The organism is Pseudomonas sp. W4I3 (genome assembly GCF_030816195.1).
Taxonomy (GTDB): Bacteria; Pseudomonadota; Gammaproteobacteria; order Pseudomonadales; family Pseudomonadaceae; genus Aquipseudomonas.
Genome location: NZ_JAUSXS010000001.1, coordinates 1,870,595 through 1,896,987, shown reverse-complemented (window position 1 = coordinate 1,896,987; position 26,393 = coordinate 1,870,595). Strand labels below are relative to the sequence as shown.

Annotated in this window: 21 protein-coding genes; 13 read left to right on the top strand and 8 right to left on the bottom strand. The window is 60.7% G+C overall.

Annotation, left to right across the window (positions count from 1 at the left end; genetic code table 11):
• Positions 1-67: 67 nt before the first annotated feature.
• Entirely contained in the window at positions 68-2,176 is a 2,109-nt protein-coding gene (locus tag QF045_RS08525) for a molybdopterin oxidoreductase family protein (protein ID WP_306491828.1), read from the bottom strand.
• A 434-nt stretch (positions 2,177-2,610) separates the two neighbouring features.
• On the opposite strand from QF045_RS08525, the gene argF reads away from it, so the two are divergent.
• Together argF and QF045_RS08515 are read left to right on the top strand one after the other, a co-directional pair.
• Positions 2,611-3,531 (top strand): ornithine carbamoyltransferase, encoded by a 921-nt coding sequence (gene argF, locus QF045_RS08520; RefSeq protein ID WP_306491827.1) that lies wholly within the window; start codon positions 2,611-2,613, stop codon positions 3,529-3,531.
• Positions 3,528-4,571, top strand: coding sequence for an ABC transporter ATP-binding protein (locus QF045_RS08515; protein WP_306491826.1), 1,044 nt, complete (start codon positions 3,528-3,530; stop codon positions 4,569-4,571). The genes argF and QF045_RS08515 overlap by 4 nt, the downstream gene beginning before the upstream one ends.
• An 82-nt stretch (positions 4,572-4,653) precedes the next feature.
• Here the strand turns inward: QF045_RS08515 and ybaK are convergent, their stop codons facing one another.
• Positions 4,654-5,124, bottom strand: a complete 471-nt coding sequence (gene ybaK / locus QF045_RS08510) for a Cys-tRNA(Pro) deacylase (RefSeq protein ID WP_306491825.1) — start codon at positions 5,122-5,124, stop codon at positions 4,654-4,656.
• A gap of 326 nt (positions 5,125-5,450) precedes the next feature.
• Between ybaK and QF045_RS08505 the strand changes: the two genes are divergently transcribed.
• The 11 genes from QF045_RS08505 to QF045_RS08455 all read left to right on the top strand — a co-directional run bounded on the left by QF045_RS08505 (position 5,451) and on the right by QF045_RS08455 (position 17,945).
• Entirely contained in the window at positions 5,451-6,305 is an 855-nt protein-coding gene (locus tag QF045_RS08505; RefSeq protein WP_306491824.1) for an MIP/aquaporin family protein, read from the top strand.
• A 76-nt stretch (positions 6,306-6,381) separates the two neighbouring features.
• Positions 6,382-7,887: a glycerol kinase GlpK gene (glpK, locus tag QF045_RS08500; RefSeq protein WP_306491823.1), complete on the top strand. Its 1,506-nt coding sequence runs from the start codon at positions 6,382-6,384 to the stop codon at positions 7,885-7,887.
• A gap of 95 nt (positions 7,888-7,982) precedes the next feature.
• On the top strand, positions 7,983-8,738 hold the full coding sequence (locus QF045_RS08495) for a DeoR/GlpR family transcriptional regulator (protein WP_306491822.1): 756 nt from the start codon (positions 7,983-7,985) through the stop codon (positions 8,736-8,738).
• Positions 8,739-9,014: 276 nt separating this feature from the next.
• Positions 9,015-10,553: a glycerol-3-phosphate dehydrogenase gene (glpD, locus tag QF045_RS08490; protein WP_306491821.1), complete on the top strand. Its 1,539-nt coding sequence runs from the start codon at positions 9,015-9,017 to the stop codon at positions 10,551-10,553.
• A 379-nt stretch (positions 10,554-10,932) separates the two neighbouring features.
• The gene (locus QF045_RS08485) at positions 10,933-11,859 is read left to right on the top strand and encodes a glutamate/aspartate ABC transporter substrate-binding protein (RefSeq protein WP_306491820.1); all 927 of its coding nucleotides are present in this window, start codon (positions 10,933-10,935) and stop codon (positions 11,857-11,859) included.
• 194 nt (positions 11,860-12,053) lie between these two features.
• Positions 12,054-12,800, top strand: coding sequence for an amino acid ABC transporter permease (locus QF045_RS08480; RefSeq protein WP_025856885.1), 747 nt, complete (start codon positions 12,054-12,056; stop codon positions 12,798-12,800).
• On the top strand, positions 12,800-13,471 hold the full coding sequence (locus QF045_RS08475; RefSeq protein ID WP_046071144.1) for an amino acid ABC transporter permease: 672 nt from the start codon (positions 12,800-12,802) through the stop codon (positions 13,469-13,471). The genes QF045_RS08480 and QF045_RS08475 overlap by 1 nt, the downstream gene beginning before the upstream one ends.
• Entirely contained in the window at positions 13,468-14,202 is a 735-nt protein-coding gene (locus QF045_RS08470) for an amino acid ABC transporter ATP-binding protein (RefSeq protein WP_003231449.1), read from the top strand. The genes QF045_RS08475 and QF045_RS08470 overlap by 4 nt, the downstream gene beginning before the upstream one ends.
• Before the next feature lie 169 nt (positions 14,203-14,371).
• The gene (locus tag QF045_RS08465; RefSeq protein WP_306491819.1) at positions 14,372-16,273 is read left to right on the top strand and encodes a sensor histidine kinase; all 1,902 of its coding nucleotides are present in this window, start codon (positions 14,372-14,374) and stop codon (positions 16,271-16,273) included.
• On the top strand, positions 16,270-17,607 hold the full coding sequence (locus QF045_RS08460) for a sigma-54 dependent transcriptional regulator (RefSeq protein ID WP_306491818.1): 1,338 nt from the start codon (positions 16,270-16,272) through the stop codon (positions 17,605-17,607). The genes QF045_RS08465 and QF045_RS08460 overlap by 4 nt, the downstream gene beginning before the upstream one ends.
• A complete protein-coding gene (locus QF045_RS08455) occupies positions 17,607-17,945 on the top strand; it encodes a GlpM family protein (protein ID WP_306491817.1) in 339 nt (112 codons plus the stop codon). The genes QF045_RS08460 and QF045_RS08455 overlap by 1 nt, the downstream gene beginning before the upstream one ends.
• 1,012 nt (positions 17,946-18,957) lie before the next feature.
• On the opposite strand, the gene QF045_RS08450 is transcribed toward QF045_RS08455, so the two are convergent.
• From QF045_RS08450 to QF045_RS08425, 6 genes are all read right to left on the bottom strand, one after another.
• Entirely contained in the window at positions 18,958-20,355 is a 1,398-nt protein-coding gene (locus tag QF045_RS08450; protein ID WP_306491816.1) for a sigma-54 dependent transcriptional regulator, read from the bottom strand.
• A complete protein-coding gene (locus QF045_RS08445; RefSeq protein ID WP_306491814.1) occupies positions 20,345-22,123 on the bottom strand; it encodes a HAMP domain-containing sensor histidine kinase in 1,779 nt (592 codons plus the stop codon). The genes QF045_RS08450 and QF045_RS08445 overlap by 11 nt, the downstream gene beginning before the upstream one ends.
• A complete protein-coding gene (locus QF045_RS08440; protein WP_306491812.1) occupies positions 22,123-23,247 on the bottom strand; it encodes a GNAT family N-acetyltransferase in 1,125 nt (374 codons plus the stop codon). Before QF045_RS08440 ends, QF045_RS08445 begins: the two co-directional genes overlap by 1 nt.
• Before the next feature lie 137 nt (positions 23,248-23,384).
• The gene (locus QF045_RS08435) at positions 23,385-24,233 is read right to left on the bottom strand and encodes a carboxylesterase (protein WP_306491811.1); all 849 of its coding nucleotides are present in this window, start codon (positions 24,231-24,233) and stop codon (positions 23,385-23,387) included.
• Positions 24,230-25,624, bottom strand: coding sequence for an aspartate aminotransferase family protein (locus QF045_RS08430; protein WP_306491810.1), 1,395 nt, complete (start codon positions 25,622-25,624; stop codon positions 24,230-24,232). The genes QF045_RS08435 and QF045_RS08430 overlap by 4 nt, the downstream gene beginning before the upstream one ends.
• Positions 25,617-26,315, bottom strand: a complete 699-nt coding sequence (locus QF045_RS08425) for an MtnX-like HAD-IB family phosphatase (RefSeq protein WP_306491809.1) — start codon at positions 26,313-26,315, stop codon at positions 25,617-25,619. The genes QF045_RS08430 and QF045_RS08425 overlap by 8 nt, the downstream gene beginning before the upstream one ends.
• Positions 26,316-26,393: the final 78 nt, after the last annotated feature.

Here is a 26,393-nt window from a genome sequence, read left to right as displayed (position 1 = left end):
GGTCGGCACGGTGGCGCATTGTAACGCAAAAAACCCACAGGATGCTCAGGCGCGCCGACAGCCAACCTCAAGCCGCTGCAACTTTCACCGGTACGCCATTGAGCGCCGCATTGCCGGACAGCTCGTCCAATTGCCGCTCATCGGTCAAATCATTCGCACTTGCCCCCGGCTGGCCACTGGCGATGCTCATTTGCACGCCTGGGCGCCCGTGCCCCCAGCCGTGAGGCAGGCTGACCACGCCAGGCATCATGTCCCTGCTGGCCACCACCTCGACTTCGACCATGCCGATGCGCGAACTGACACGCACCCGCTGGCCGTCGATCAGTTGGCGGCGGGCCAGGTCATCGGGGTGCATCAGCAGTTGATGACGCGGCTTACCCTTCACCAATCGGTGATAGTTGTGCATCCAGGAATTATTGCTGCGCACGTGGCGACGGCCAATCAGCAGCAGTTCGTCCGCCACGGGCAGCGGCTGCGCCGCAAACCGCGCGAGGTCCGCCAGGATCACCGATGGCGCCGCCTGTACCTTGCCGTCGGTGGTTTTCAGCCGGGATGCCAGGTTTGGCGTGAGCGGCCCCAGGTCCATGCCATGGGGATGATCGGCCAGCATCGCCACCGACAGCTTGTGCGAGGATGCATCACCGTAAGTCCCGGCGCGCAATCCGAAGTCGATCATCTGCGCAGGTGGCATCGTTGGTTTGAGCGCCACACCGGTGTGCGCCGCAAATGCCTTGGCCAAGCCGACGAAAATTTCCCAATCGTGCAGCGCACCTTCAGGCTTGGGCAGGATCGCGCGATTGAAACGCGTAACGTTGCGCACCGCGAACATATTAAACGTGGTGTCGTAGTGATCATTCTCCAGCGCCGAAGTGGACGGCAGGATCAGGTCGGCATAGCGCGTGGTCTCGTTGATGTAAAGGTCAACGCTGACCATGAACTCCAACCCATCCAGCGCCTGCTCCAGCTGACGACCATTGGGCGTCGACAATACCGGGTTGCCGGCGACCGTCACCAAGGCGCGAATTTGCCCTTCGCCATCGGTGAGCATCTCTTCGGCCAGGGCAGACACTGGCAACTCTCCCCCGTACTCCGGTCGCCCGGACACGCGGCTCTGCCAGCGATTGAAATGCCCGCCGCCGGTCGAGGCCACCAGATCCACCGCGGGCGTGGTGCACAAGGCGCCGCCCACGCGGTCCAGATTGCCGGTCACCAGGTTGATCAGCTGCACCAGCCAATGACACAACGTGCCGAACGCCTGCGTCGAGACGCCCATACGCCCGTAGCACACCGCTTTATCCGCTGCGGCGAAGTCCCGGGCCAATTGGCGGATCTGCTCGGCAGGTACTGCGCACTGAGGGCTCATGGCCTCGGCGGTAAACCCGGCGATCGCCTGGCGCACGTCGTCCAAACCTTCGACCGGCAAATGGCTGGCGCGGGTCAGGCCCTCTGCAAACAGCGTGTTAAGCAGCCCGAACAACAAGGCCGCATCGCCACCGGGGCGTACAAACAGGTGCTGATCGGCAATCGCCGCCGTCTCGCTGCGTCGAGGGTCGACGACCACCACTTTGCCGCCTCGGGCCTGGATCGCCTTGAGGCGCTTCTCCACATCGGGCACGGTCATGATGCTGCCGTTGGAGGCGAGAGGGTTGCCGCCCAGAATCAGCATGAAGTCAGTGTGGTCGATGTCCGGAATCGGCAGCAACAGACCATGGCCGTACATCAGGTGACTGGAGAGGTGATGGGGTAGCTGGTCTACCGACGTCGCCGAGTAGCGGTTACGTGTTTTCAACAAGCCAAGAAAGTAGTTGCTGTGGGTCATCAGCCCGTAGTTATGCACGCTGGGATTGCCCTGATACACCGCCACCGCATTCTGCCCGTGCCGGGCCTGGATGCCCGCGAGGCGTTCGGCTACCAGCGCAAAGGCATCGTCCCACGGGATCGGTTGCCATTCGCTACCAACGCGCAGCATCGGCTGGTGCAGGCGGTCCGGATCATTCTGGATATCCTGCAACGCCACCGCTTTGGGGCAGATATGCCCTCGACTGAACGTATCCAGCGGGTCGCCCTTGATCGAGGTGATCGCCAGGTTGCCGGCCTCGTCCTGGCTGGTTTCCAGGGTAAGGCCGCAGATGGCTTCGCACAGGTGGCAGGCACGGTGATGGAGAGTCTTGGTCATGGCCAGTCTCTTTTATAAGGGGCTTTGCCCAACTATGGGCCGGGGCCGCGCAGCGCGCCAGCAACGTTCGCGCTGTGAATCGCTGGACATAGGCCAAGGCACGGCTAAGCGTGAGCAAATGTTTCGGGAGAGCCGCGCACACGCTTCAAACCGCTATAAGCAGGCCGCCAGGCGCCCCTGCGCATTGCAAAAGGTCTCGACGCCAGTGTACAAATGGGCCGCTGCTGTCTGGAAACCGTCTTCAAACGCGCTTCGGCGCCCTGCTTGAACACCCTTAAAAACCGTAGCCCTATTGGTAAGACGCGACATTTAATGTCAATATCGCGCCTTCCCCTATTTCGTCGCCCCGTGCGGCTTTCGCCGCAGGTCTCGCCCGTTGTCACAATAAACAAGGCTTTGAGTATCTGCGGTCTGTTGCAAAAAGGTAGTTAATGATGAGCGCAAGGCACTTTCTCTCCCTGATGGATTGCACGCCCGAAGAGCTGGTCAGCGTGATCCGTCGAGGCATTGAGCTTAAAGACCTGCGTAACCGCGGCGTACTGTTTGAGCCTCTGAAAAACCGCGTGCTCGGGATGATCTTCGAGAAGTCCTCGACCCGCACCCGCTTGTCCTTCGAAGCCGGCATGATTCAACTGGGTGGCCAGGCGATCTTCCTGTCGCCGCGCGATACCCAATTGGGCCGTGGCGAGCCGATCAGCGATTGCGCCATCGTGATGTCGCGCATGCTCGACGCGGTGATGATCCGTACCTTCGCCCACAGCACCTTGACCGAATTTGCCGCCAACTCGCGCGTGCCCGTGATCAACGGCCTGTCCGATGACCTGCACCCGTGCCAGTTGTTGGCCGACATGCAGACCTACCTCGAACACCGCGGCTCGATCCAGGGCAAGACCGTGGCCTGGATCGGCGACGGCAACAATATGTGCAACAGCTATATAGAAGCTGCCATCCAGTTCGACTTCCACCTGCGTATCGCCTGTCCCGAAGGTTACGAACCGAGCGCCGAGTTCATGGCCAAGGCCGACGGCCGTGTGCAACTGCTGCGCGATCCGAAAGATGCGGTGGTCGGCGCACACCTGGTCAGCACTGACGTCTGGACCTCCATGGGTCAGGAAGACGAAACCGCCAAGCGCCTGGCCCTGTTCGCGCCGTTCCAGGTGACCCGCGCCCTGCTCGACCTGGCCGCGCCCGACGTGCTGTTCATGCACTGCCTGCCTGCACACCGTGGCGAAGAAATCAGCCTCGACCTGCTCGACGACCCACGTTCGGTCGCCTGGGACCAGGCTGAAAACCGCCTGCATGCGCAAAAGGCCCTGCTTGAATTCCTCGTCCCACCGTCGTATCACCACGCATGAGCCAGCCATTACTGCTGAACCTGCGCAATCTGGCATGCGGCTATCAAGATCAACGGGTGGTGCAGAACCTCAATCTGCACCTCAATGCCGGCGACATCGGTTGCCTGCTGGGCTCCTCGGGCTGCGGCAAAACCACCACCTTGCGCGCGATTGCCGGGTTCGAGCCGGTGCACGAAGGCGAAATCAGCCTGGCGGGCGAAGTGATCTCCAGTGCCGGTTTCACCCTTGCACCGGAGAAACGTCGTATCGGCATGGTGTTTCAGGACTACGCGCTGTTTCCTCATCTGAGCGTGGCCGACAACATCGCGTTCGGCATTCGCAAGCACCCGCACAAAGACCGTGTAGTCGCCGAATTGTTGGAACTGGTCAACCTCAAAGACTTGGGTAAACGCTTCCCCCACGAGCTTTCCGGTGGCCAGCAGCAACGCGTCGCCCTTGCCCGCGCCTTGGCACCGGAACCGCAACTGCTGCTGCTGGACGAGCCCTTTTCCAACCTGGATGGCGAACTACGCCGCAAGCTCAGCCACGAGGTGCGCGACATTCTCAAGGCACGCGGCACCAGCGCGATCCTGGTCACCCATGATCAGGAAGAAGCCTTCGCCGTCAGCGACCACGTGGGGGTTTTCAAGGAGGGTCGTCTGGAGCAATGGGATACCCCCTACAACCTCTATCACGAACCGCAGACGCCGTATGTGGCCAGTTTTATCGGCCAGGGTTACTTCATTCGTGGCCAATTGAGCTCACCGGAATCGGTCAGCACCGAACTGGGCGAGCTGCGTGGCAACCGTGCCTACACCTGGCCGACGGGCGGTGCGGTCGACGTGTTGCTGCGCCCGGATGACATCGTTTACGCGCCGGACAGTGCGCTCAAAGCACGGATTGTCGGCAAGACCTTCCTCGGCGCGTCCACGCTATACCGTCTGCAACTACCGACGGGCGCACAGCTGGAGTCGATTTTCCCCAGCCATGTCGATCAGCAGATGGGCGAGGATGTGGGCATTCGGGTGGCCGCCGAGCATCTGGTATTGTTCCAGGCATAAGCAGCCAACTGACGAAACCGGATCAAAAAAATGTGGGAGAGGGCTTGCCCCTCCCACATTTGGATCTGCCCAGCGCTGAAAATCAGGCCCGGCCAATCGGTGCGAAGGTGGCTTGGGTATGTTCAGCCAACACACTGGCCGGTAATTCAACTTCCAACCCCCTGCGCCCAGCACTCACGAAAATCGTCGCAAACGGCTGCGCCGTCACATCGATGAACGTGCGCAAGCGCTTCTTCTGCCCCAACGGGCTGATACCGCCCAGCAAGTACCCCGTGGACCGCTGCGCCGCCGCCGGGTCGGCCATTTCGACTTTCTTGACGCCTGCCGCGTGAGCCAGGGCTTTCAGGTCCAGACTTCCGACGACCGGCACCACCGCCACCAGCAGTTCGCCCTTCTCACTGCTGGCGAGCAACGTCTTGAACACCTGCGCCGGGTCCAGGCTCAACTTTTCCGCGGCCTCCAGGCCATACGAAGCCGCCTTGGGATCGTGTTCATAACTGTGGACACGATGTTCGGCGCGAACTTTTTTCAACAGGTCCAAGGCAGGGGTCATGCGAGGCTCCAAGCGTGCAAACTGACGGCCAATTCTAGGCCAAGCGCACCGAAAACGCTCTAGTACAGAGGTTCAAGCGCACTGATCCGCTGCGTCAGGCGTGATCATTCACCATACCAATAGTTCGGAAATGACCAATGGTTCACTTTCGACCTTTGACAGCGGTCATTCTTGTCTATATTTTTTCGTTTCCGAATACTGTAGGAATAGCCCTCGGTACTCGAGCAGTAAGCCGTGGCGCAGGATGGGGATCCTTGTCACGGTGAAAATCGCGCAACCGCCCGTTGAGGCAGTGCGCCAGACAAGAACAACAACTGAGGTTTTCCATGACAACTGCTCTTCAACAGCCTTCACTTTCGAGCCAATGCATGGCCGAATTCCTCGGCACTGCGCTGCTGATCTTCTTCGGTACCGGCTGCGTCGCTGCGCTCAAGGTCGCGGATGCGAGCTTTGGCTTGTGGGAAATCAGCATTATCTGGGGGGTCGGCGTGAGCATGGCGATCTACCTGAGTGCAGGTATTTCCGGGGCTCACCTCAATCCGGCGGTCAGTATCGCCCTGTGTATTTTTGCCGATTTCGAAAAGCGCAAACTGCCCTTTTATATCCTTGCCCAAATCGCCGGCGCCTTCTGTTCCGCCGCGCTGGTGTACACGCTCTATAGCAATCTTTTTTTCGATTACGAACAAACCCACCACATGGTACGTGGCTCCCAGGCCAGCCTCGAACTGGCTTCGGTGTTCTCCACCTATCCCCATGCGCTGCTAAGCACTGCCCAAGCGTTCCTGGTGGAAATGGTCATCACCGCGATCCTGATGGGCGTGATCATGGCCCTGACAGACGACAACAACGGCCTGCCACGCGGTCCATTGGCCCCGCTGTTGATTGGCCTGCTGATCGCCGTCATCGGCAGCGCCATGGGCCCATTGACCGGCTTTGCGATGAATCCGGCGCGGGACTTCGGCCCCAAGCTGATGACCTTTTTCGCGGGTTGGGGTGAAATGGCCTTTACTGGCGGTCGCGATATTCCTTACTTCCTGGTACCGATTTTCGCGCCGATTGTCGGCGCATGCCTTGGCGCTGCAGCGTACCGCGGGCTGATTGCCCGTCACCTGCCCAGCGCCGCACCTGCTATAGCTGAAACACCTGACACGGCTGTCAACGGCAAAACCCGTATTTCCTGAAAGCGCCAGCCAGGGTCCCTGCCCTTCGTGACCCCGGCTGATTTCTGACTTCCTTATTTCGTCCAAGGCAATTGACATGACCGACCTTCAGAATAAGAACTACATCATTGCCCTTGATCAGGGCACCACCAGTTCCCGCGCGATCATCTTCGACCGTGACGCCAACGTGGTGTGCACCGCCCAGCGTGAATTCGTCCAGCATTACCCGCAGCCTGGCTGGGTCGAGCATGACCCGATGGAAATCTTCGCCACCCAGAGCGCGGTAATGGTCGAAGCACTGGCCCAGGCTGGCCTGCACCATGACCAGGTCGCCGCCATCGGCATCACCAACCAGCGCGAAACCACCGTGGTGTGGGACAAGGTCACCGGCCGCCCCATCTACAACGCCATCGTCTGGCAGTGCCGCCGCAGCACCGAGATCTGCCAGCAGCTCAAGCGCGACGGCCATGAGCAATACATCAGCGACACCACGGGCCTGGTTACCGACCCGTACTTCTCCGGCACCAAACTCAAGTGGATCCTCGACAACGTCGAAGGCAGCCGCGAACGTGCGCGCAACGGCGAGTTGCTGTTCGGCACCGTCGACAGCTGGCTGATCTGGAAATTTACCGGCGGCAAGACCCACGTCACCGATTACACCAACGCTTCGCGCACCATGCTCTTCAACATCCATACCCTGGAGTGGGATGCGAAGATGCTCGAGATTCTGGACATTCCGCGGGAAATGCTGCCGGAAGTGAAGTCTTCGTCCGAAATCTACGGTCGCACCAAAAGCGGCATCGCCATTGGCGGCATTGCCGGCGACCAGCAAGCTGCGCTGTTCGGCCAGATGTGCGTCGAAGCCGGCCAGGCCAAGAACACCTACGGCACCGGCTGCTTCCTGCTGATGAACACCGGCGACAAAGCGGTGAAGTCCAAGCACGGCATGCTCACCACCATCGCCTGCGGCCCGCGTGGCGAAGTGGCCTACGCACTGGAAGGCGCAGTCTTCAACGGCGGCTCCACCGTGCAGTGGTTGCGTGACGAGCTGAAAATCATCAACGACGCCCACGACACCGAATACTTCGCCGGCAAGGTCAAGGACAGCAACGGCGTATACCTGGTGCCGGCCTTCACCGGCCTGGGCGCACCGTACTGGGACCCGTATGCCCGAGGCGCACTGTTCGGCCTGACCCGTGGCGTACGCGTGGATCACATCATTCGCGCAGCGCTTGAGTCGATCGCCTACCAGACCCGTGACGTACTCGACGCGATGCAACAGGACTCGGGCGAACGCCTCAAGGCCCTGCGTGTGGACGGCGGCGCAGTTGCCAACAACTTCCTGATGCAGTTCCAGGCCGATATCCTCGGCACCCAAGTCGAGCGCCCGCAAATGCGCGAAACCACGGCACTCGGCGCCGCCTACCTGGCGGGCCTGGCCTGCGGCTTCTGGAGCAGCCTGGACGAATTGCGCGGCAAAGCCGTGATCGAGCGCGAATTCGAACCTCAGCTGGATGAGGCGGCCAAAGAGAAGCTCTACGCGGGCTGGCAAAAAGCAGTCAGCCGCACCCGCGACTGGGAACCGCACGAAGGCGCCGAATAAGCCAAGGGCCGGTTCTATATCGGGTTGTAACTGGCAGGGAGCGGATTCCTGCGTCATCATGGGCCACTTTTGTATGGCAGCCCAAAGGACGCCCCATGAATCTGCCTCCCCGCCAACAACAAATCCTCGAACTGGTCCGCGAACGCGGTTACGTCAGTATCGAGGAAATGGCGCAGCTGTTCGTTGTCACCCCGCAAACCATCCGCCGCGATATCAACCAGCTCGCGGATGCCAATCTGCTGCGCCGCTACCACGGCGGGGCGGCCTATGACTCCAGCGTCGAGAACACCGCCTACGCCATGCGTGCCGACCAGATGCGCGATGAAAAGCAGCGCATCGCCGAAGCCATCGCGGCGCAGATTCCCGATCATGCCTCGTTGTTCATCAATATCGGCACCACCACCGAGTCCATCGCTCGTGCGCTGCTCAATCACAACCACCTGAAAATCATCACCAACAACCTCAACGTTGCTGCGATGCTCAGTGCCAAGGACGACTTCGATGTGTTGCTGACCGGCGGCAATGTGCGGCGTGACGGCGGCGTGGTTGGCCAGGCCAGTGTCGACTTCATCAACCAGTTCAAGGTCGACTTTGCACTGGTGGGGATCAGCGGCATCGATGAAGATGGCAGCCTGCTGGACTTCGACTATCAGGAAGTTCGGGTCTCCCAGGCGATCATCGCCAATGCGCGCCAAGTGATTCTAGCGGCGGACTCCAGCAAATTCGGGCGCAACGCCATGATTCGCCTGGGGCCGATCAGCCTGGTGGACTGCCTGGTGACCGACCAGCAACCGGTGCCGGCACTGGTGCAGCTATTGAATCAGCACAAGGTTCGGCTGGAAGTGGTATAGCGCCTGTACTGACGTCATCGGGGGCAAGCCCCCTCTCACATTGAATGCATTCACACATCAAAGTGTGGGAGGGGGCTTGCCCCCGATGGCGGTCTATCCAATGCCCCTTTCTTGAGCCCTGCCCTGCGGCTCATGTTCACAAATTTTCCTTTCTCCACCCTTCGATGAGTTTTTTCAATCGAAGTCGACTGGCTGTGCCCGCGTTTATCAGCTACCATTTTCGCAAATGAACATTAATGTTCGAATTCCAATACGAAAAGATCGCGAGGCCAGCCGATGAACCCTTCTACCTTGCCTGCTCCACCGCTTGCCGAAGTCTATGACGTTGCCGTTATCGGCGGCGGGATCAATGGCGTCGGCATTGCAGCAGACGCAGCCGGTCGCGGTTTGTCGGTATTCCTTTGCGAAAAGGACGACCTGGCCAGCCACACCTCTTCAGCCAGCAGCAAGCTGATCCACGGTGGTTTGCGCTACCTGGAGCACTACGAGTTCCGCTTGGTCCGCGAAGCCCTGGCTGAGCGTGAAGTGCTGCTGGAAAAGGCCCCGCACATCGTCAAGCAGATGCGCTTCGTGCTGCCGCACCGTCCCCATCTGCGTCCGGCCTGGATGATCCGTGCCGGCCTGTTCCTGTATGACCACTTGGGCAAGCGCGAAAAACTCGCGGGTTCAAAGAGCCTGAAGTTCGGCGCTGACAGCCCGCTGAAAAGTGAAATCACCAAAGGCTTCGAATACTCCGATTGCTGGGTCGATGACGCCCGCCTCGTGGTACTCAACGCCATGGCCGCACGGGAAAAAGGTGCGCACATTCACACCCAGACCCGTTGCGTCAGCGCACACCGCAGCAACGGCCTGTGGGAAATGAACATGGAGCGCGCGGACGGCAGCCTGTTCTCGATCCGCGCTCGCGCATTGGTGAACGCCGCCGGCCCGTGGGTCGCCAAGTTCATCAAGGACGACCTGAAGCTGGATTCGCCGTACGGCATCCGCCTGATTCAGGGCAGCCACTTGATCGTCCCGAAACTCTACGAAGGTGCGCACGCGCACATTCTGCAGAACGAAGACCAGCGCATCGTCTTCACGATCCCGTACCTGAACCACTTGACCATCATCGGCACCACCGACCGCGAATACACCGGCGATCCGGCGAAAGTTGCGATCACCGAAGGTGAAACCGACTACATGCTCAAGGTGGTCAACGCACACTTCAAGAAACAGCTGAGCCGTGACGACATTGTCCACACCTATTCGGGCGTGCGTCCGTTGTGCAACGACGAATCGGACAACCCGTCGGCCATTACCCGCGACTACACCCTGTCGCTGTCCGGCGGCACCGGCGAAGCGCCGATTCTGTCGGTGTTCGGCGGTAAGCTGACGACCTACCGCAAGCTCGCCGAATCGGCCATGGCGCAGTTGGCGCCGTACTTCACCCAGATGCGCCCAAGCTGGACCGCCAAGGCCAGCCTGCCCGGCGGCGAAGACATGACCACGCCAGAAGCCCTGGCCGAGGCCATCCGCAGCAAGTTCGACTGGGTGCCGAGCGAGATTGCCCGCCGCTGGTCCACCACCTACGGCAGCCGCACCTGGCGCCTGCTGGAAGGTGTGCAAAGCCTGGCGGACCTGGGCGAGCACCTGGGGGGTGGCCTTTACACCCGCGAAGTCGATTACCTCTGCGCGCAGGAATGGGTGACGCAGCCTGACGATGTGCTGTGGCGCCGTACCAAGCTTGGCCTGTTCACCACCCCGGCCGAACAGGACAACCTGCAACGCTACCTGTCCAAGGTTGAACAGAACCGCAGCAAGATCGAAGCGGCCTGACCCCCTCCCGACACCTGTAGAAGCGAGCTTGCTCGCGAAAAACCTGAGAGCGCCGCGTTTATTCAGCATAAACGCGGCGCTTTTTGCGTTTTTCGCGAGCAAGCTCGCTCCTACCTTAAGCGTGCACGCCATTCGGTTTTCCGAACGCAGCACCTCTTCCTATTCGGTTTGCCGTACCCCGGCAGCGAGCCGACACTGTCATATAAAGTTAATCGTCATATAAATCAAACAGTTAAGCTTTTGTATGCGGTATGGCACGAGTCATGCTCTACACTTCCTGACGATTGCCTGAGACGCCTCAGGAGCCGTCAAGGCATTCGCTGTACAAGAGAGCCGTTTAGCTGGCTTCATAAAAAAAACAAATGTCGAGGAAGTATTGATGCGCATCGTTCCCCATATCCTGGGCGCAGCTATCGCTGCTGCTCTGATCAGCACTCCAGTTTTCGCCGCCGAACTCACCGGCACGCTGAAGAAAATCAACGACTCCGGCACCATCACTCTCGCGCACCGCGACAGCTCCATTCCGTTTTCCTACATTGCGGATGGCTCGGGCAAGCCAGTGGGCTACTCCCACGACATTCAACTGGCCGTCGTTGAAGCCCTGAAAAAAGACCTGAACAAGCCTGACCTGAAGGCCAAGTACAACCTGGTGACTTCGCAGACCCGTATCCCGCTGATCCAGAACGGCACCGCGGACCTTGAATGCGGCTCCACCACCAACAACGCCGAGCGCGCCCAACAGGTTGACTTCACCGTCAACATCTTCGAAATCGGCACCCGTCTGCTGGTCAAGAAAGACAAGGATGGCAAGCCTTCCTACGCTGACTTCGCCGACCTCAAAGGCAAGAACGTCGTAACCACCGCTGGCACCACGTCCGAGCGCATCATCAAGGCGATGAACGCCGACAAGCAGATGGGCATGAACGTCATCTCCGCCAAAGACCACGGCGAATCCTTCCAGATGCTCGAAAGCGGCCGTGCCGTTGCGTTCATGATGGACGACGCCCTGCTGGCCGGCGAAGAAGCCAAGGCCAAGAAGCCGGATGACTGGGTCATCACCGGTACTCCACAGTCCTTCGAAGCCTACGCGTGCATGGTGCGTAAAGGCGACCCTGACTTCAAGAAAGCGGTAGATGACGCCATCGTCGGCCTGTACAAATCCGGCGAGATCAACAAGATCTACAGCAAGTGGTTCGAAAGCCCGATTCCACCTAAAGGCCTGAACCTGAACTTCCCGATGAGTGACAAGGTTAAAGAGCTGATCGCCAACCCAAGCGACAAGCCAGCGCCTGACGTAAAAATCTGACACTGATCTAACCTTATCTCCTGGGGGAGCCAAACCTCCCCCAGGCGTCTGTAATTACCTGCTGGCTTTAACTTGGAACACTCGACCTGGCGGTTTTCGAGCCGATCGTGTGTGCCTGGCGTTCAACGTCAGGTGGGGACGGACCTTCCCCAAGCGGGTGCTTGTACATCGATCGATCTCGAGGGGAGACCCTAATGAATTACAACTGGGACTGGGGCGTGTTCTTCAAGTCCACCGGCGTTGGCAGCGAGACTTATCTCGACTGGTACATCGCCGGCCTGGGCTGGACCATCGCCATCGCTGTCGTGGCATGGATTATCGCCTTGCTGCTGGGCTCCATTCTGGGGGTCATGCGCACCGTACCAAACCGCATCGTATCGGGCATCGCGACCTGCTACGTGGAACTGTTTCGTAACGTGCCGCTGCTGGTTCAGCTGTTCATCTGGTACTTCCTGGTACCGGACATGCTGCCGCAGAACCTGCAGGACTGGTACAAACAAGACCTGAACCCGACCACCTCGGCCTACCTGAGCGTCGTCGTGTGCCTGGGCCTGTTCACCGCTGCCCGTGTGTGTGAACAAGTGCGCACCGGCATCCAGGCGCTGCCACGCGGCCAGGAGTCTGCCGCGCGCGCCATGGGCTTCAAGCTGCCACAGATCTACTGGAACGTGCTGCTGCCTCAGGCCTACCGCATCATCATTCCGCCGCTTACCTCCGAATTCCTCAACGTGTTCAAGAACTCTTCCGTGGCGTCCTTGATCGGCCTGATGGAACTGCTGGCGCAAACCAAGCAGACCGCCGAGTTCTCGGCCAACCTGTTTGAAGCCTTCACCCTGGCCACGCTGATCTACTTCACCCTGAACATGAGCCTGATGCTGCTGATGCGCGTGGTCGAGAAGAAAGTCGCAGTGCCCGGCCTGATCTCCGTGGGGGGTAAATAATGGACTTCGATTTCAGCGGTATCATCCCCGCGATCCCGGGCCTGTGGAACGGCATGGTCATGACCCTGCAGTTGATGGTCATGGGCGTGGTCGGCGGCATCATCCTGGGTACCATCCTCGCCCTGATGCGCCTGTCGTCCAGCAAGCTGCTGTCCCGTGTGGCCGGCGCTTATGTGAACTACTTCCGTTCGATCCCGCTGCTGCTGGTCATCACCTGGTTCTACCTGGCGGTGCCGTTCGTGCTGCGCTGGATCACAGGCGAAGACACACCGATCGGCGCGTTCACCTCGTGCGTCGTGGCGTTCATGATGTTCGAAGCGGCGTACTTCTGCGAAATCGTGCGGGCCGGCGTGCAGTCGATCCCCAAGGGTCAGATGGCCGCCGCGCAGGCGATGGGCATGACCTACGGCCAGACCATGCGCCTGATCATCCTGCCGCAGGCGTTCCGCAAGATGACCCCCCTGCTGCTGCAGCAGAGCATCATCCTGTTCCAAGACACTTCGCTGGTCTACACCGTGGGCCTGGTGGACTTCCTCAACTCCGCCCGCTCCAACGGCGACATCATCGGCCGCTCCAATGAGTTCCTGATCTTCGCCGGTGTCGTCTACTTCATCATCAGCTTTTCCGCCTCGCTGCTGGTCAAGCGTCTGCAAAAAAGGTTTGCCGTATGATCTCTATCAAGAACATCAACAAGTGGTATGGCGACTTCCAGGTGCTGACCGACTGCAGCACCGAGGTCAAAAAAGGCGAAGTGATCGTGGTGTGCGGGCCGTCCGGCTCGGGCAAATCCACTCTGATCAAGTGCGTCAACGCGCTGGAACCGTTCCAGAAAGGCGACGTGGTCGTGGACGGCACTTCCATCGCCGACCCGAAGACCAACCTGCCAAAACTGCGCTCGCGCGTGGGCATGGTGTTCCAGCACTTCGAGCTGTTCCCGCACCTGACCATCACCGAAAACCTGACCATCGCGCAGATCAAGGTGCTCGGCCGCAGCAAGGAAGAAGCCACCCAGAAAGGCCTGCAACTGCTGGAGCGCGTAGGCCTGTCGGCACACGCCCACAAGCACCCTGGCCAACTGTCCGGTGGTCAGCAACAACGTGTGGCCATTGCCCGCGCCCTGGCCATGGACCCGATCGTCATGCTGTTCGACGAACCGACCTCGGCGCTGGACCCGGAAATGGTCAATGAGGTGCTGGACGTGATGGTGCAACTGGCCCAGGAAGGCATGACCATGATGTGCGTGACCCACGAAATGGGCTTCGCCCGCAAAGTGGCCGACCGCGTGATTTTCATGGACGCCGGCAAGATCATCGAAGACTGCCCCAAAGAAGAGTTCTTCGGCGACATCAGCGCCCGCTCGGAACGCGCGCAGCACTTCCTTGAGAAAATCCTGCAGCACTGAGTACTACACAGCACCAACTGTAGAAACCGGACCCATGTGGGAGGGGGCTTGCCCCCGATAGCGGTACATCAGCGATAGATATACCGACTGACGCACTGCAATCGGGGGCAAGCCCCCTCCCACCTGGACCGCACAGGCCGGCAGCGCTGGTTGACCCAAGGCATCTGTGATGAAATGCGACCCCAACCCCTATCGCGCTGCGCCGCCATCACTTGCCGTGAAGCCTCGCCTGATACGCCAACTGTTCCTGCCGCCGTTGATCATCGCCCTGATGATCGGCTTGGGTTATATCGGCTTCTGGGTCAGTGAGTACTATGGCATCCGCACCCTCAGCGACAACGGCGAACGCCAGTTGGAGTTGCACGCCCGTACCGTCGAAAGCGAACTGAGCAAATACACCTACCTGCCCAGCCTGCTCGAGCTGGAAACCAGCGTTTCCCTGCTCCTGGCCGACCCCAACCAGGAAACCCGCAAGACCGTCAACGATTACCTCGAAGGCTTGAACCGTCGCAGCCGCAGCCGTGCCATCTACGTGATGGACACCACCGGTCGCGTGCTGGCCACCAGTAACTGGCGCGACGTAGACAGTTACCAGGGTGAAGACCTGTCCTTTCGCGCCTATTTCCAGAACGCCGTACGCGGCCAGCCCGGTCGCTTCTACGGCATCGGCAGCACCAACGGCGAACCCGGCTACTACCTGGCCCACGGTCTGGAAGAGCACGGCAAAATCATCGGCGTCGCCGTGGTCAAGGTGCGCCTGGAGGCGCTTGAGGAGCGCTGGCAACGCGCGCGCCTCGAAGCCTTCGTGAGCGACGAAAACGGCATCATCATTCTGTCCAGTGACCCGGCTCGCCGCCTCAAGGCCGTGCGCCCTTTGAGCGATGACACCAAGGACCGACTGGCGCACAGCCTGCAATATTACTGGGCGACGCTGAGCGCCTTGGAGCCCCTGGCCCGCGAGCGCTTGAACGAAGGCAGCGAAAAGCTGACCTTCCCAGCCAACAGCGAAGTGGCCAGCGACAAGCACGAAGCCAGCTACCTGGCACAGACCCGGCCATTGAACGACACACCCTGGAACTTCACCCTGCTCACACCGCTCAATGAACTGCGCCGCGCCGCGATCAACCAGGGCATTCTGGTGGCCGTCGCGTTTGGCCTGGTCGCGTTCTTGCTGATTGCCTGGAACGAGCGGCGCAAGGTCATCGCCACCCGCCTCGCCGCGCGCGAAGCCCTGCAGGAAGCCAACAGCCAACTGGAGCGACGGATTGCCGAACGCACCGCCGACCTGCGCGCCAGCAATGAACGTCTCAAAGGCCAGATCCGCGAACGGCGCCAGGCCGAAGAGACCTTGCGCCGCGCCCAGGACGAATTGGTGCAGGCCGGCAAACTCGCGGCGATCGGTCAAATGTCCACCAGCATCGCCCACGAATTGAACCAACCCCTGGCCGCGCTGCGCACCCTGTCCGGCAACACCGTGCGCTTCCTCGAACGCGGCGCCCTGGACACCGCCAGCACCAACCTCAAGACCATCAACGAACTGATCGACCGCATGGGCCGCATCACCGCCAGCCTGCGCTCGTTTGCCCGGCGCGGTGACGACCAGGGCGAAGCGAACCTGGCCAAGGCCGTGGACGCCGCGTTCCAGGTGCTTGGCGCGCGCCTGGACAGCCTGCCCCTGACCGTGCACCGTGATTTCAGCCCAGCCCAATTGCAGATCGACCAGACGCGCCTGGAGCAGATCCTGGTCAACCTGATCGGCAACGCGCTGGATGCGATGCAGGCGCAACCGGCGCCGCAGTTGTGGCTGGAAGGTCAGAATGCCGAGGGCAGATATCGCCTGCTGGTGCGCGACAACGGCCATGGCATCGACCCTGAGGCGCGCAAGCATCTGTTCGAACCTTTCTTTACCACCAAACCCGGCGAGCAAGGCCTGGGCCTGGGCCTGACCCTGTCCGCCAGCCTCGCCGCGGCCACCGGCGGCAGCCTGGCCGTGGAGCATCCGGCCAGTGGTGGTACCGCGTTTGTCCTGAACCTGCCGCTGGCGGGCGCTGAAAAAGTTGAGTCGACATGAATATTGAACCCCAAGACCTCACCGTCCTGATCGTCGAGGATGACCCCCATGTGCTGCTGGGTTGCCAGCAGGCATTGGCGCTGGAAGACATTCACAGCGTCGGCGTGGGCAGTGCCGAAGAAGCGTTGACGCACATCGGCGAAAATTTCGCCGGCATTGTCATCAGCGATATCCGCCTGCCAGGCATTGATGGCTTGGCGTTGCTCACCCGTCTCAAGGCGCTGGATAAAAGCCTGCCGGTGGTGCTGATCACCGGGCATGGCGACATTTCCATGGCCGTCGGCGCGATGCGCAATGGCGCCTACGACTTCATGGAAAAACCCTTCTCCCCCGAGCGCCTGGTGGAAGTGGCCCGTCGTGCCCTTGAACAGCGCGCACTGGCGCGGGAAGTCTGGTCGTTGCGGCGCCAGTTGGCCGAGCGCGATTCGTTGGAGGGCCGCATCATCGGTCGCTCACCAGCGATGCAAAACCTGCGCGAATTGATCGCCAACGTCGCCGATACCTCGGCCAACGTGCTGATCGAAGGCGAAACCGGCACCGGCAAGGAGCTGGTCGCGCGTTGCCTGCATGATTTCAGCCGGCGCCACTCCCATCAGTTCGTCGCACTGAACTGCGGTGGGCTGCCGGAGAACCTGTTCGAAAGCGAGATCTTCGGCCACGAAGCCAATGCGTTTACGGGCGCCGGCAAGCGCCGCATCGGCAAGATCGAGCACGCCCACGAGGGCACGTTGTTTCTCGATGAAGTGGAAAGCATGCCGATCAACCTGCAGATCAAACTGCTGCGGGTGCTGCAGGAACGCACCCTCGAACGCCTGGGTTCGAACCAGAGCGTGGCCGTGGATTGCCGGGTGATCGCCGCCACCAAGTCCGACCTCGACGAACTGAGCCGCGCCAGCCAATTCCGCAGTGACCTGTACTACCGCCTCAACGTGGTCACCCTTGAACTGCCGCCCCTGCGCGAGCGCCGTGAAGATATCCTGCAGTTGTTCGAACACTTCCTGCAGCAATCCTCACTGCGTTTTGATCGCACCGCGCCGGAGCTGGACAACCAGACCCTGTCGAGCCTGATGAGCCACGACTGGCCCGGCAACGTGCGCGAACTGCGCAACGTCGCCGAACGTTTCGCCCTGGGCCTGCCCGCCTTCAAGAAAACCGGCACTGGCGGCAGCACCCATGGCTTGGCCTTTACCGAGGCGGTAGAAGCCTTCGAGCGCAACCTGCTCGTTGATGCCCTGCAACGCAGCGGCGGCAACCTGACCCAGGCCAGCCAGGAACTGGGGATGGCCAAGACCACGCTGTTCGATAAGGTCAAGAAATATGGGTTGAGTCACTGATGGATCTGTTCGTGAAAGCCGCCCTCGGCGCGGCGGTGGTGCTGATTCTGGCCGCATTGGCCAAGACCAGAAACTATTACATCGCAGGCCTGGTGCCGCTGTTTCCGACCTTTGCGCTGATCGCTCATTACATCGTCGGCAAGGGCCGCTCGGTCGAGGATTTGAAGACCACCATCGTGTTTGGGATGTGGTCGATCATTCCGTACTTTGTGTACCTGGCGACGTTGTATGTGATGGTGGACCGGATGCGGCTGGAGGCATCACTGGCCGTGGCAGCGGTGGCCTGGTTGATGGCAGCCACCGTGCTGGTAAGCCTCTGGGTACGCCTCCACAGCTGACCCAACACAGTCAAAACTGTGGGAGGGGGCTTGCTCCCGATGGCGGTGGGTCAGTCAATACATCGGTGGCTGATACACCGCTATCGGGAGCAAGCCCCCTCCCACAGTTTGATCACAGTGTGTCAGCGACAACTTTGTCGATTTGCCTGCTGCCTCAAGCGGTACGCCTCCACACCTGACACAACTCAGTCAAAAATGTGGGAGGGGGCTTGCTCCCGATGGCGGTGGGTCAGTCAATACATCGGTGGCTGATACACCGCTATCGGGAGCAAGCCCCCTCCCACAGTTTGATCACGGTGTGTCAGCGACAACTTTGTCGATTTGCCTGCTGCCTCAAGCGGTACGCCTCCACACCTGACACAACTCAGTCAAAAATGTGGGAGGGGGCTTGCTCCCGATGGCGGTGAGTCAGTCAATACATCGGTGGCTGATACAACGCTATCGGGAGCAAGCCCCCTCCCACAGTTTGATCACGGTGTGTCAGCGACAACTTTGTCGATTTGCCTGCTGCCTCAAGCGGTACGCCTCCACACCTGACACAACTCAGTCAAAAATGTGGGAGGGGCTTGCCCCCGATGGCGGTGGGTCAGTCAACGAATCGGTGGCTGATACACCGCTATCGGGAGCAAGCCCCCTCCCACAGTTTGATCACAGTGTGTCAGCGACAACTTTGTCGATTTGCCTGCTGCCTCAAGCGGTACGCCTCCACACCTGACACAACTCAGTCAAAACTGTGGGAGGGGGCTTGCCCCCGATGGCGGTGGGTCAGTCAACGAATCTGTGGCTGATACACCGCTATCGGGAGCAAGCCCCCTCCCACAGTTTGATCACGGTGTGTCAGCGACAACTTTGTCGATTTGCCTGCTGCCTCAAGCGGTACGCCTCCACATCTGACACAACTCATTTAAAAATGTGGGAGGGGGCTTGCCCCCGATGGCGGTGGGTCAGTCAATACATCGGTGGCTGATACACCGCTATCGGGAGCAAGCCCCCTCCCACAGTTTGATCACAGTCAGCGGACTATTTTGTCGACTTGAATACCGAGCTTTTTCAGGCGATACCAGAAGCTCCTCTCCGAAATCCCGATCTTCGCCGCCGCCGCTGCCTGCACGCCGTTGCTCTCGTGCAACGCCGCCAGAATGTAGGCTTTCTCCACTTCCGCCAGCGCCGCATCCAGATCCTGCGGCACGCCCGGCCCATCACTCAGGATCGTCGCCGCGCCAGCCTCGGCAGGCCGAGAGGCAAACAGGTAACCCGGCAAATCGATATCTTCGATCACCGGCGAAGCAGCCACGATAGTCGCCCGCTCCACACAGTTTTGCAGCTCGCGGATATTGCCCGGCCAGTGGTACGCCGCCATGGCCTGCAAGGCTTCGGCGCTGAATCCGGTGACGCGTTTGCCGGCCGTCGCGCTGAGGGTGCGCGCGAAGTGCCGGGCCAGCGGCGCGATGTCTTCCATACGCTCGCGCAGGGCCGGCAGCGGAATCGGGAATACATTCAGGCGGTAATAAAGGTCTTCGCGAAACTCCTTGTTGGCCACCGCGTCCAGCAGGTTCTTATTGGTCGCAGCGATCACCCGAACGTCCACCTTGCGCTCGCGGGGGTCTCCCACCGGTTCGATCACCCGCTCCTGCAGGGCGCGCAGGATCTTGGCTTGCAAGGCCAACGGCATATCGCCGACTTCATCCAGAAACAGCGTGCCCTTGTCGGCCTGCATGAAGCGCCCTACCCGGTCGGCCACAGCGCCGGTGAAGGCGCCTTTGCGATGACCGAACATCTCGCTTTCCAGCAAACCTTCGGGAATCGCCGCGCAATTGACCGCCACGAACGGCTGGTCGGCGCGGCTGCCATGCTTGTGGATAGCGCGGGCGACCATTTCCTTGCCGGTCCCGCTTTCGCCGGTCAGCAGGATGGTGGCGCTACTGTCGCGCACCGAGTCCACCGCTTGCAGCACTTTGCGAAACGCCGGGCTGTCACCCACCAGGCTGTCGAACTGTGCATGTTCATCCAGCTCGGCACGCAGGCGCGCGTTGTCACGCATGATGTCGCGAAACTGCAGGGCCTTGGCCACGGTGATGTCCAGCTCGTCGATATCGAACGGCTTGGCAATGTAGTCGTAGGCGCCATTGCGCATCGACTGCACGGCATTTTTCACCGTGCTGTAGGCCGTCATCACGATCACCGGCAAGTGCGGGTAGCGCTGCTTGATCTCGGCCAGCAACGCCGGCCCGTCCATGCCCGGCATGCGCCAGTCGCTGATGACCAGGTCGATGTCCTCCTGCTCCAGCACCTTGAGCGCGTGCAGGCCATTACCGGCGGTAAACACCTGAATGCCGTTCTGGCTCAGGGCGGACGACAACAGGTCACAGAGCTTGGGCTCGTCGTCCACCACCAATACGTTATGCGTCATGCCCGTCCTCATCCTCGCCGTCGTCTTCACCGTTAGCCGGAATGTACAGGCTGAAGGTGGCGCCGGCATCTTTCTCGGTGGCGCACTCGATGCTGCCGTCGTGACTTTCCATGATCGAATAGACTTTGGCCAGGCCCAGGCCTGTGCCCGAGGCCTTGGTGGTGACAAACGGCGTGAAGATGCGCTCGACCATATCCGCCGGGATGCCCTGGCCGGTATCAGCGATGCTGATCACCGTGTGATCGCCCACGCTGCGAATACCCAGAATCAGGCGACCGCCGTCAGGCATCGCGTCGATGGCGTTGAGAATCAGGTTCAGACAGGCCTGCTTGAGCTGCTTGGCGTCCGCGTAGATCGTCGCGTCGGGCGCCTGGTCGTCGATCTGCGCGTCGATGTTGTGCGTGCTCAACTCCGGCCCGCAGAACCCGAGGATTTCCTCGACCAGGGCGCGGGCCGGTTGCAGTACGCGTATCGGCGGGTTGGGCTTGGCGAAGTCGAGGAATTCGGTGATCAGTTCGTTGATTCGGCTGACCTCACTGATGACGTATTCCAGGTGGCGCTTGTCGGAGTCCGCAAGGTCGGCGCGACGGTGCAACAGTTGCGTGGCCGTCTTGATGATGCCCAACGGGTTGCGGATTTCATGGGCCAGGCCCATGGCCACTTCACCCAGGGCATGCAGGCGATCACGCCGGCGCAGTTGAGCCTCCAGATGATGCAGTTCGCCCAGACGCTCGGTCATGTGGTTGAAGGTGCTGCTCAGTTGCGCCAGTTCGTCGCCGCCGCTGACCTCCACACGGTGCGCGTAATTGCCGGAGATCACCGCGTTCACGCCTTGGGACAAGTCGCGCAGGGGCTGGGTCAGGCGGCGCGACACCAACACGCCCGCGACCAGCGACAGCGCCGAGCTGACCAGGAAAATCAGTACGAACAAGTTGCTCTGGTTCACCAGCCCCACCAGGCTCGTGTGGCGCAGCAGGCCGCTGAAGATCACGCCCTGCAACTCGCCGGCATCATTGAATATCGGCCAGTACAAACCGCTGTACTGACTGGTGAACTGCTCGCTCGGCTGCCGGGTGCTGCGCAAATCGGCTTCCACATTTTTCGGGATGCGCGAAGGGTGGTTTTCGAAGCGCTGAGTGGAAAATATTTCGGAAAATCCCGAGGCGTTGGCCAGGTACAGGCGCAGGTCGAGGGAATGCACATCGGCCACGCTGGTGAGGAAACTGCTGTCCAGGTAAGTGGCCACCAGCAACAGATAATCGACGCCATCGCGGTTGGTTTCGAAGGTCGAGACCACCAGGCCCGTGCTCACGCCGGCCACCTGCACGGTCTGCAACACCGCGTTGCTGGTCAGGCTGATCTGCTTGACGATGTCATCGGCGGCGGTGCTGAACATCACCTTGTGGTCGCTGGTGCGAATCAGCGCCACCACATCGATGTCGGTGGCGTCGGCGATGTCGGCGGTGAGCCGGTCATGCCGTTCGGCCTGTTTGGAGGAAGGTGGGCTGGTGTAGCGCAGGAACAACTTGGCCATGCGCGCATTGTCGTGAAGGATGTCACCGATCTCGTCCTTGACGATCTTGGTCGACTCCTGCAGCCAGATACGCACGTTACTGTCGAAAATCTGCGACAGCGTGGTGGCGGCCAGCTCCGCCGCAATCATGGTCGGAATGACGCTGACCAGCCAGAAGGCCAGCACCAGCTTACGCTGGACGCTCCAGCGCGAAATGGCAAAGGGGCGGGCTTTCTGGCGGGTCTTGGTGATCATCAGGTTTCGCTTATCGCAGCAGCCATGGCAGGGTCGGAACGATCCGGTCGGAACAACATTTTGACTAACGTGAGCACGCCGTTGACCAACCGATTGCGGTGGCGGAAGAACAGGCTGTTGCCCTGGAACTGGCAGCCCAGGCGCAGTTTACTGGCATACCCGGCCTGGCCGCACTCATACACCGCAATATTGTGTTGAATACAGTAGTCGACATTGGTCAGCCAGCTACGGAAGTACAGGTTGTATTCCCGGCTGAACGCGATGTCATGTCCGAAAAACTTATCGATCAGCCGATGCTCGTCGAGCAGGATCAGGTTGAACGCCACCAGGTGCTCGTCCACCCAGTAAAGCGCACACACCGCACGCTCCTGCAGCTGTTCGAGAATCCCCGTGAAGTAACCGGCGGGCAGGCGTTCGAACTGCAAGTCCGAGCGCGTGAGCGTGGCTTCATAGAGGCGCATGACCTCGGGCAACACATCATCGATGTTGCGCCGCCACTCCACCCGAGGTCCCGGCGCGCGCAGCTTGCGGCGCAGGTCCTTGCGCGTGGATTTACCCAGCGAGCCCAGGTAGGCGTCCACTGAGCCGTAGGGCAGCGGCAACACGCCCGTAGGCAGGCTCGGCATGCTTTGAAAGCCCGCGACGCGACAACTTTCGGCCCAATGCGGGTCGTTGCTCGGCGCGTCCTTGACCGCCACCAGGCCGATGCCAAAGTCATCGGCATCCCGGCGCGCAATCTGGAGCAGATGCTTGAGCAACAGCGGGCGCCGCGCGTCCGCCACGCCATTGGCAAACCCGACGTCACAGCGCTCGGCCACCGGCGAACCAAGGGCATACAGCCCCAGTTGCAAAAGCCCCGGCCACAGCCGCCCTACACGCTCGGTCAACCGCTTGCCGGCACCCGACACCGTGGTGTCGAGACGGTAATGGGTAATGAACGCGACGGCGACGGCCGCCAGCGTTCCCTCTTCGTAAACCGCCAGGTACCGCCACTGGAAGTCATCGATTGCGGCGTTTTCCACGGCGACGTAGTAGTCCCAGTCTTCCAGGGCACCGGGAAAACACTCATTCCAGGCATCGCGCTGGATAGCCCGGATGGTGGGGAAGGCTTGGGTGGTTATCACAGTTTTTCCTTATCGACACCGCATCCCAGTAGGAGCGAGCTTGCTCGCGAAGATCGCACAGGCACCGCGTTCAGCCTGGCAGTACGCGTTATCGTTAACGACCTTCGCGAGCAAGCTCGCTCCTACAAGTAAAGGGGTCAGGCCACACGATTGAGTTGTATCGAATGCTGCTCGACAAACGCGGCGCTCAACTCGATCACCCGGCGGTATTGCAGGTCGACGGTGATCATGTGGTAGCAGTTATCCAGCAAAATCTTGGTCACCGGGCCACCGAGGTGGCGCTCCACGTAATCGGCGTTCCAGCGGCTGGTGATGTCGTCCTCGATGGAGTGCAACACCAGCGCCGGTACGTTGATCTCGGGCATGCGTTTCTTGACCACGGCGTTCATGCGGTGCAACTCGCGCACGGTGATGCCTTCCATGGTCAACAACCCCGCCTCGCTGCTCTGGCCTTCCTTCATCTGCCGCTCGACGATGGCCCGCAGGCGTTCGTTCTTGATGCCGTAGGGCGGCTTCTCTTCGAAACTGCAGACGTGCACGCCGAACGGAATCTTCATCAGCAACGGCGTGAGAAACGCCAGTTTGTTGATGCTCCAGCCGTCGTACTTCAAGGTGGTGGAATACATCAGCAGCCCGGCGACGCGCCCCGGATGTTCGGCAGCCACATACATCGACATCACCGCGCCCATGGACAAGCCGCCGACGAACACCTGCGCGTGACGCTGCGCGATCTGTGCGAAGGTCTTGCGCACCCCTTCGTACCAATCGCGCCAGCCGGTGGCCTGCAGGTCGCTGTTATCGCCGCAGTGCCCGGCCAGGGTCGGCACGTACACCGTGCAGTTGCCCGCCTTGACCAGCCCCTTGGCGACCTGTCGCAGTTCCGTTGGCGTACCGGTCAGGCCGTGGATCAACAGGATCCCGACCGGACCAGCACCGAGAACGAAGCCGGCATCACCTTCACCGAGGTCGATCTCGCCGGCACTCACCGCTGGGTCGCTCGCACCAGCAGTTGCTCGAGCAGCTTCAAGCCCAGGTCGATTTCCGGGTAGCTGATTTCCAGCGACGGCGCCAGGGTGATCACGTTCTTGTAGTAGCCGCCCACATCGAGGATCAGGCCGAGTTTCTGGCCATCGACCACCATGTCACCTTTCATGCCTTCCTCGACCATGAAGTCCAGGGTCGCCTTGTCTGGAGTGAAGCCGTCCGGGCCGCAGATTTCGCAGCGCAGCGCCAGGCCCAGGCCGTCGACGTCGCCGATGATCGGGAAACGTTTCTGCAAGTCTTGCAGGCCTTCGAGGAAATATTTGCCCTTGGCCATGACCATTGCGCCGTAGTCGACTTCGTTGGTCATCTTGAACATTTCCAGGCCGACCGCCGTGCCCAACGGGTTGGAGGCGAAGGTGGAGTGGGTCGAACCTGGCGGGAACACCTTCGGGTTGATCAGTTCTTCACGGGCCCAGATGCCGCCCAGCGGGTTGAGGCCGTTGGTCAGCGCCTTGCCGAATACGATCACGTCCGGCTGCACGTCAAAGTGCTCGATCGACCACAGCTTGCCGGTGCGGTAGAAGCCCATCTGGATTTCGTCGCTGACCATAAGGATGCCGTGCTGGTCCAGCACGTGCTTGAGTTCGCGGTAGAAGTTCATCGGCGGAATGACGTAGCCGCCGGTGCCCTGGATCGGCTCGACGTAGAACGCGGCGTACTCGCACTGGTTGGTTTTCGGGTCCCAGACGCCGTTGTATTCGGTCTCGAACAACCGGGCGAACTGCTGCACGCAGTGGCTGCCGTACTCTTCCTTGGTCATGCCCTTCGGGCCACGGAAGTGGTAAGGGAACGGGATGAAGTTGGCACGCTCGCCAAAGTGGCCGTAACGGCGACGATAGCGGAAGCTGGAGGTAATCGACGAGGCGCCGAGGGTACGCCCGTGGTAGCCGCCTTCGAAGGCGAACATCAGGCTCTTGCCGTTGGACGCGTTACGCACCACCTTCAAAGAGTCTTCAATCGACTGCGAACCGCCGACGTTGAAGTGCACGCGGCCGTCGAGGCCGAACTTGTTCTTGGCGTCGACCGCGATCATTTCCGACAGCTCGATCTTGCCTTTGTGCAGGTACTGGCTGGCGATCTGCGGCAGCGTGTCGATCTGCTGTTTGAGCGCGTTGTTCAGGCGCGGGTTGGCGTAACCGAAGTTGACGGCCGAGTACCACATTTGCAGGTCGAGGTACGCCTGGTCTTCGGTGTCCCACACGTAGGAGCCTTCGCAACGGCTGAAAATACGCGGCGGCTCGATGTAGTGCACGGTGTCGCCGTAGGAGCAGTACTTGGCTTCTTTATCCAGAAGAATCTGGTCTTCGGCGGTAGCGATACGGATATCAGACATGGTGGAAAATTTCCTGAGTGTCGGCAGTAAAAGAGGTGGCGTTGGCGGCAATGCCTTGTGGCAGTTGAGCCAGCAGTGCAGGCACTTCGGCGAAGGTGTCGAAGCGCGCATGGGGAATCTGGTTGGCGACGCAGTACTCGGCGAGGCTGCCCTTGGCGAACACGAAGTCGGCGGTGGAGGCCACGCACATGTCGGACTTGCCGTCGCCGATCACCAGCACGCGCTTGTTACGCGGCGTGGATTTGCATTTGCAGTTGCCCGACGCGGCGCGGCAGGCATCGCTGGAATACGGAAAGTCGATGCGCCAGCTGTTCTGGTCGACCTGGCGCAGACGGTTGGCGAGGATCGGCAGCAAGGTCACGTAGTTGCGCGACAGAATGCGCGCGATGCCCTGCTCGATGCCGTCGCTGACCACTTCAATGGTCGCGCCCAGGCCCATGACGTGGTCGACGAAATCCGGGAAGTCCGGGTCGATTTCGACGCTGTCGAAATAGGCCAGCAGCTCGCTCGGCGTCGCCTTGATCAGCGCCAGTTGGCGGCTCAGGCATTCGCGTGAACCGATATGCCCGTCCAGCCATTCCTGCTCGATGGTTTCCCACTCGGGGCTGGCGAAGCGTTGGAGGACGTTGTCGATGACATCGGTGGGGGTGATGGTCCCGTCGAAGTCACACACGATATGCCATTGGATCATTGCGTCTACCTTTGGAAAGAGGCGCGCTGTATGCGCTTGCATTACCGGTAGAGCAGAGAGCGTGCCAACTGGTCAAAG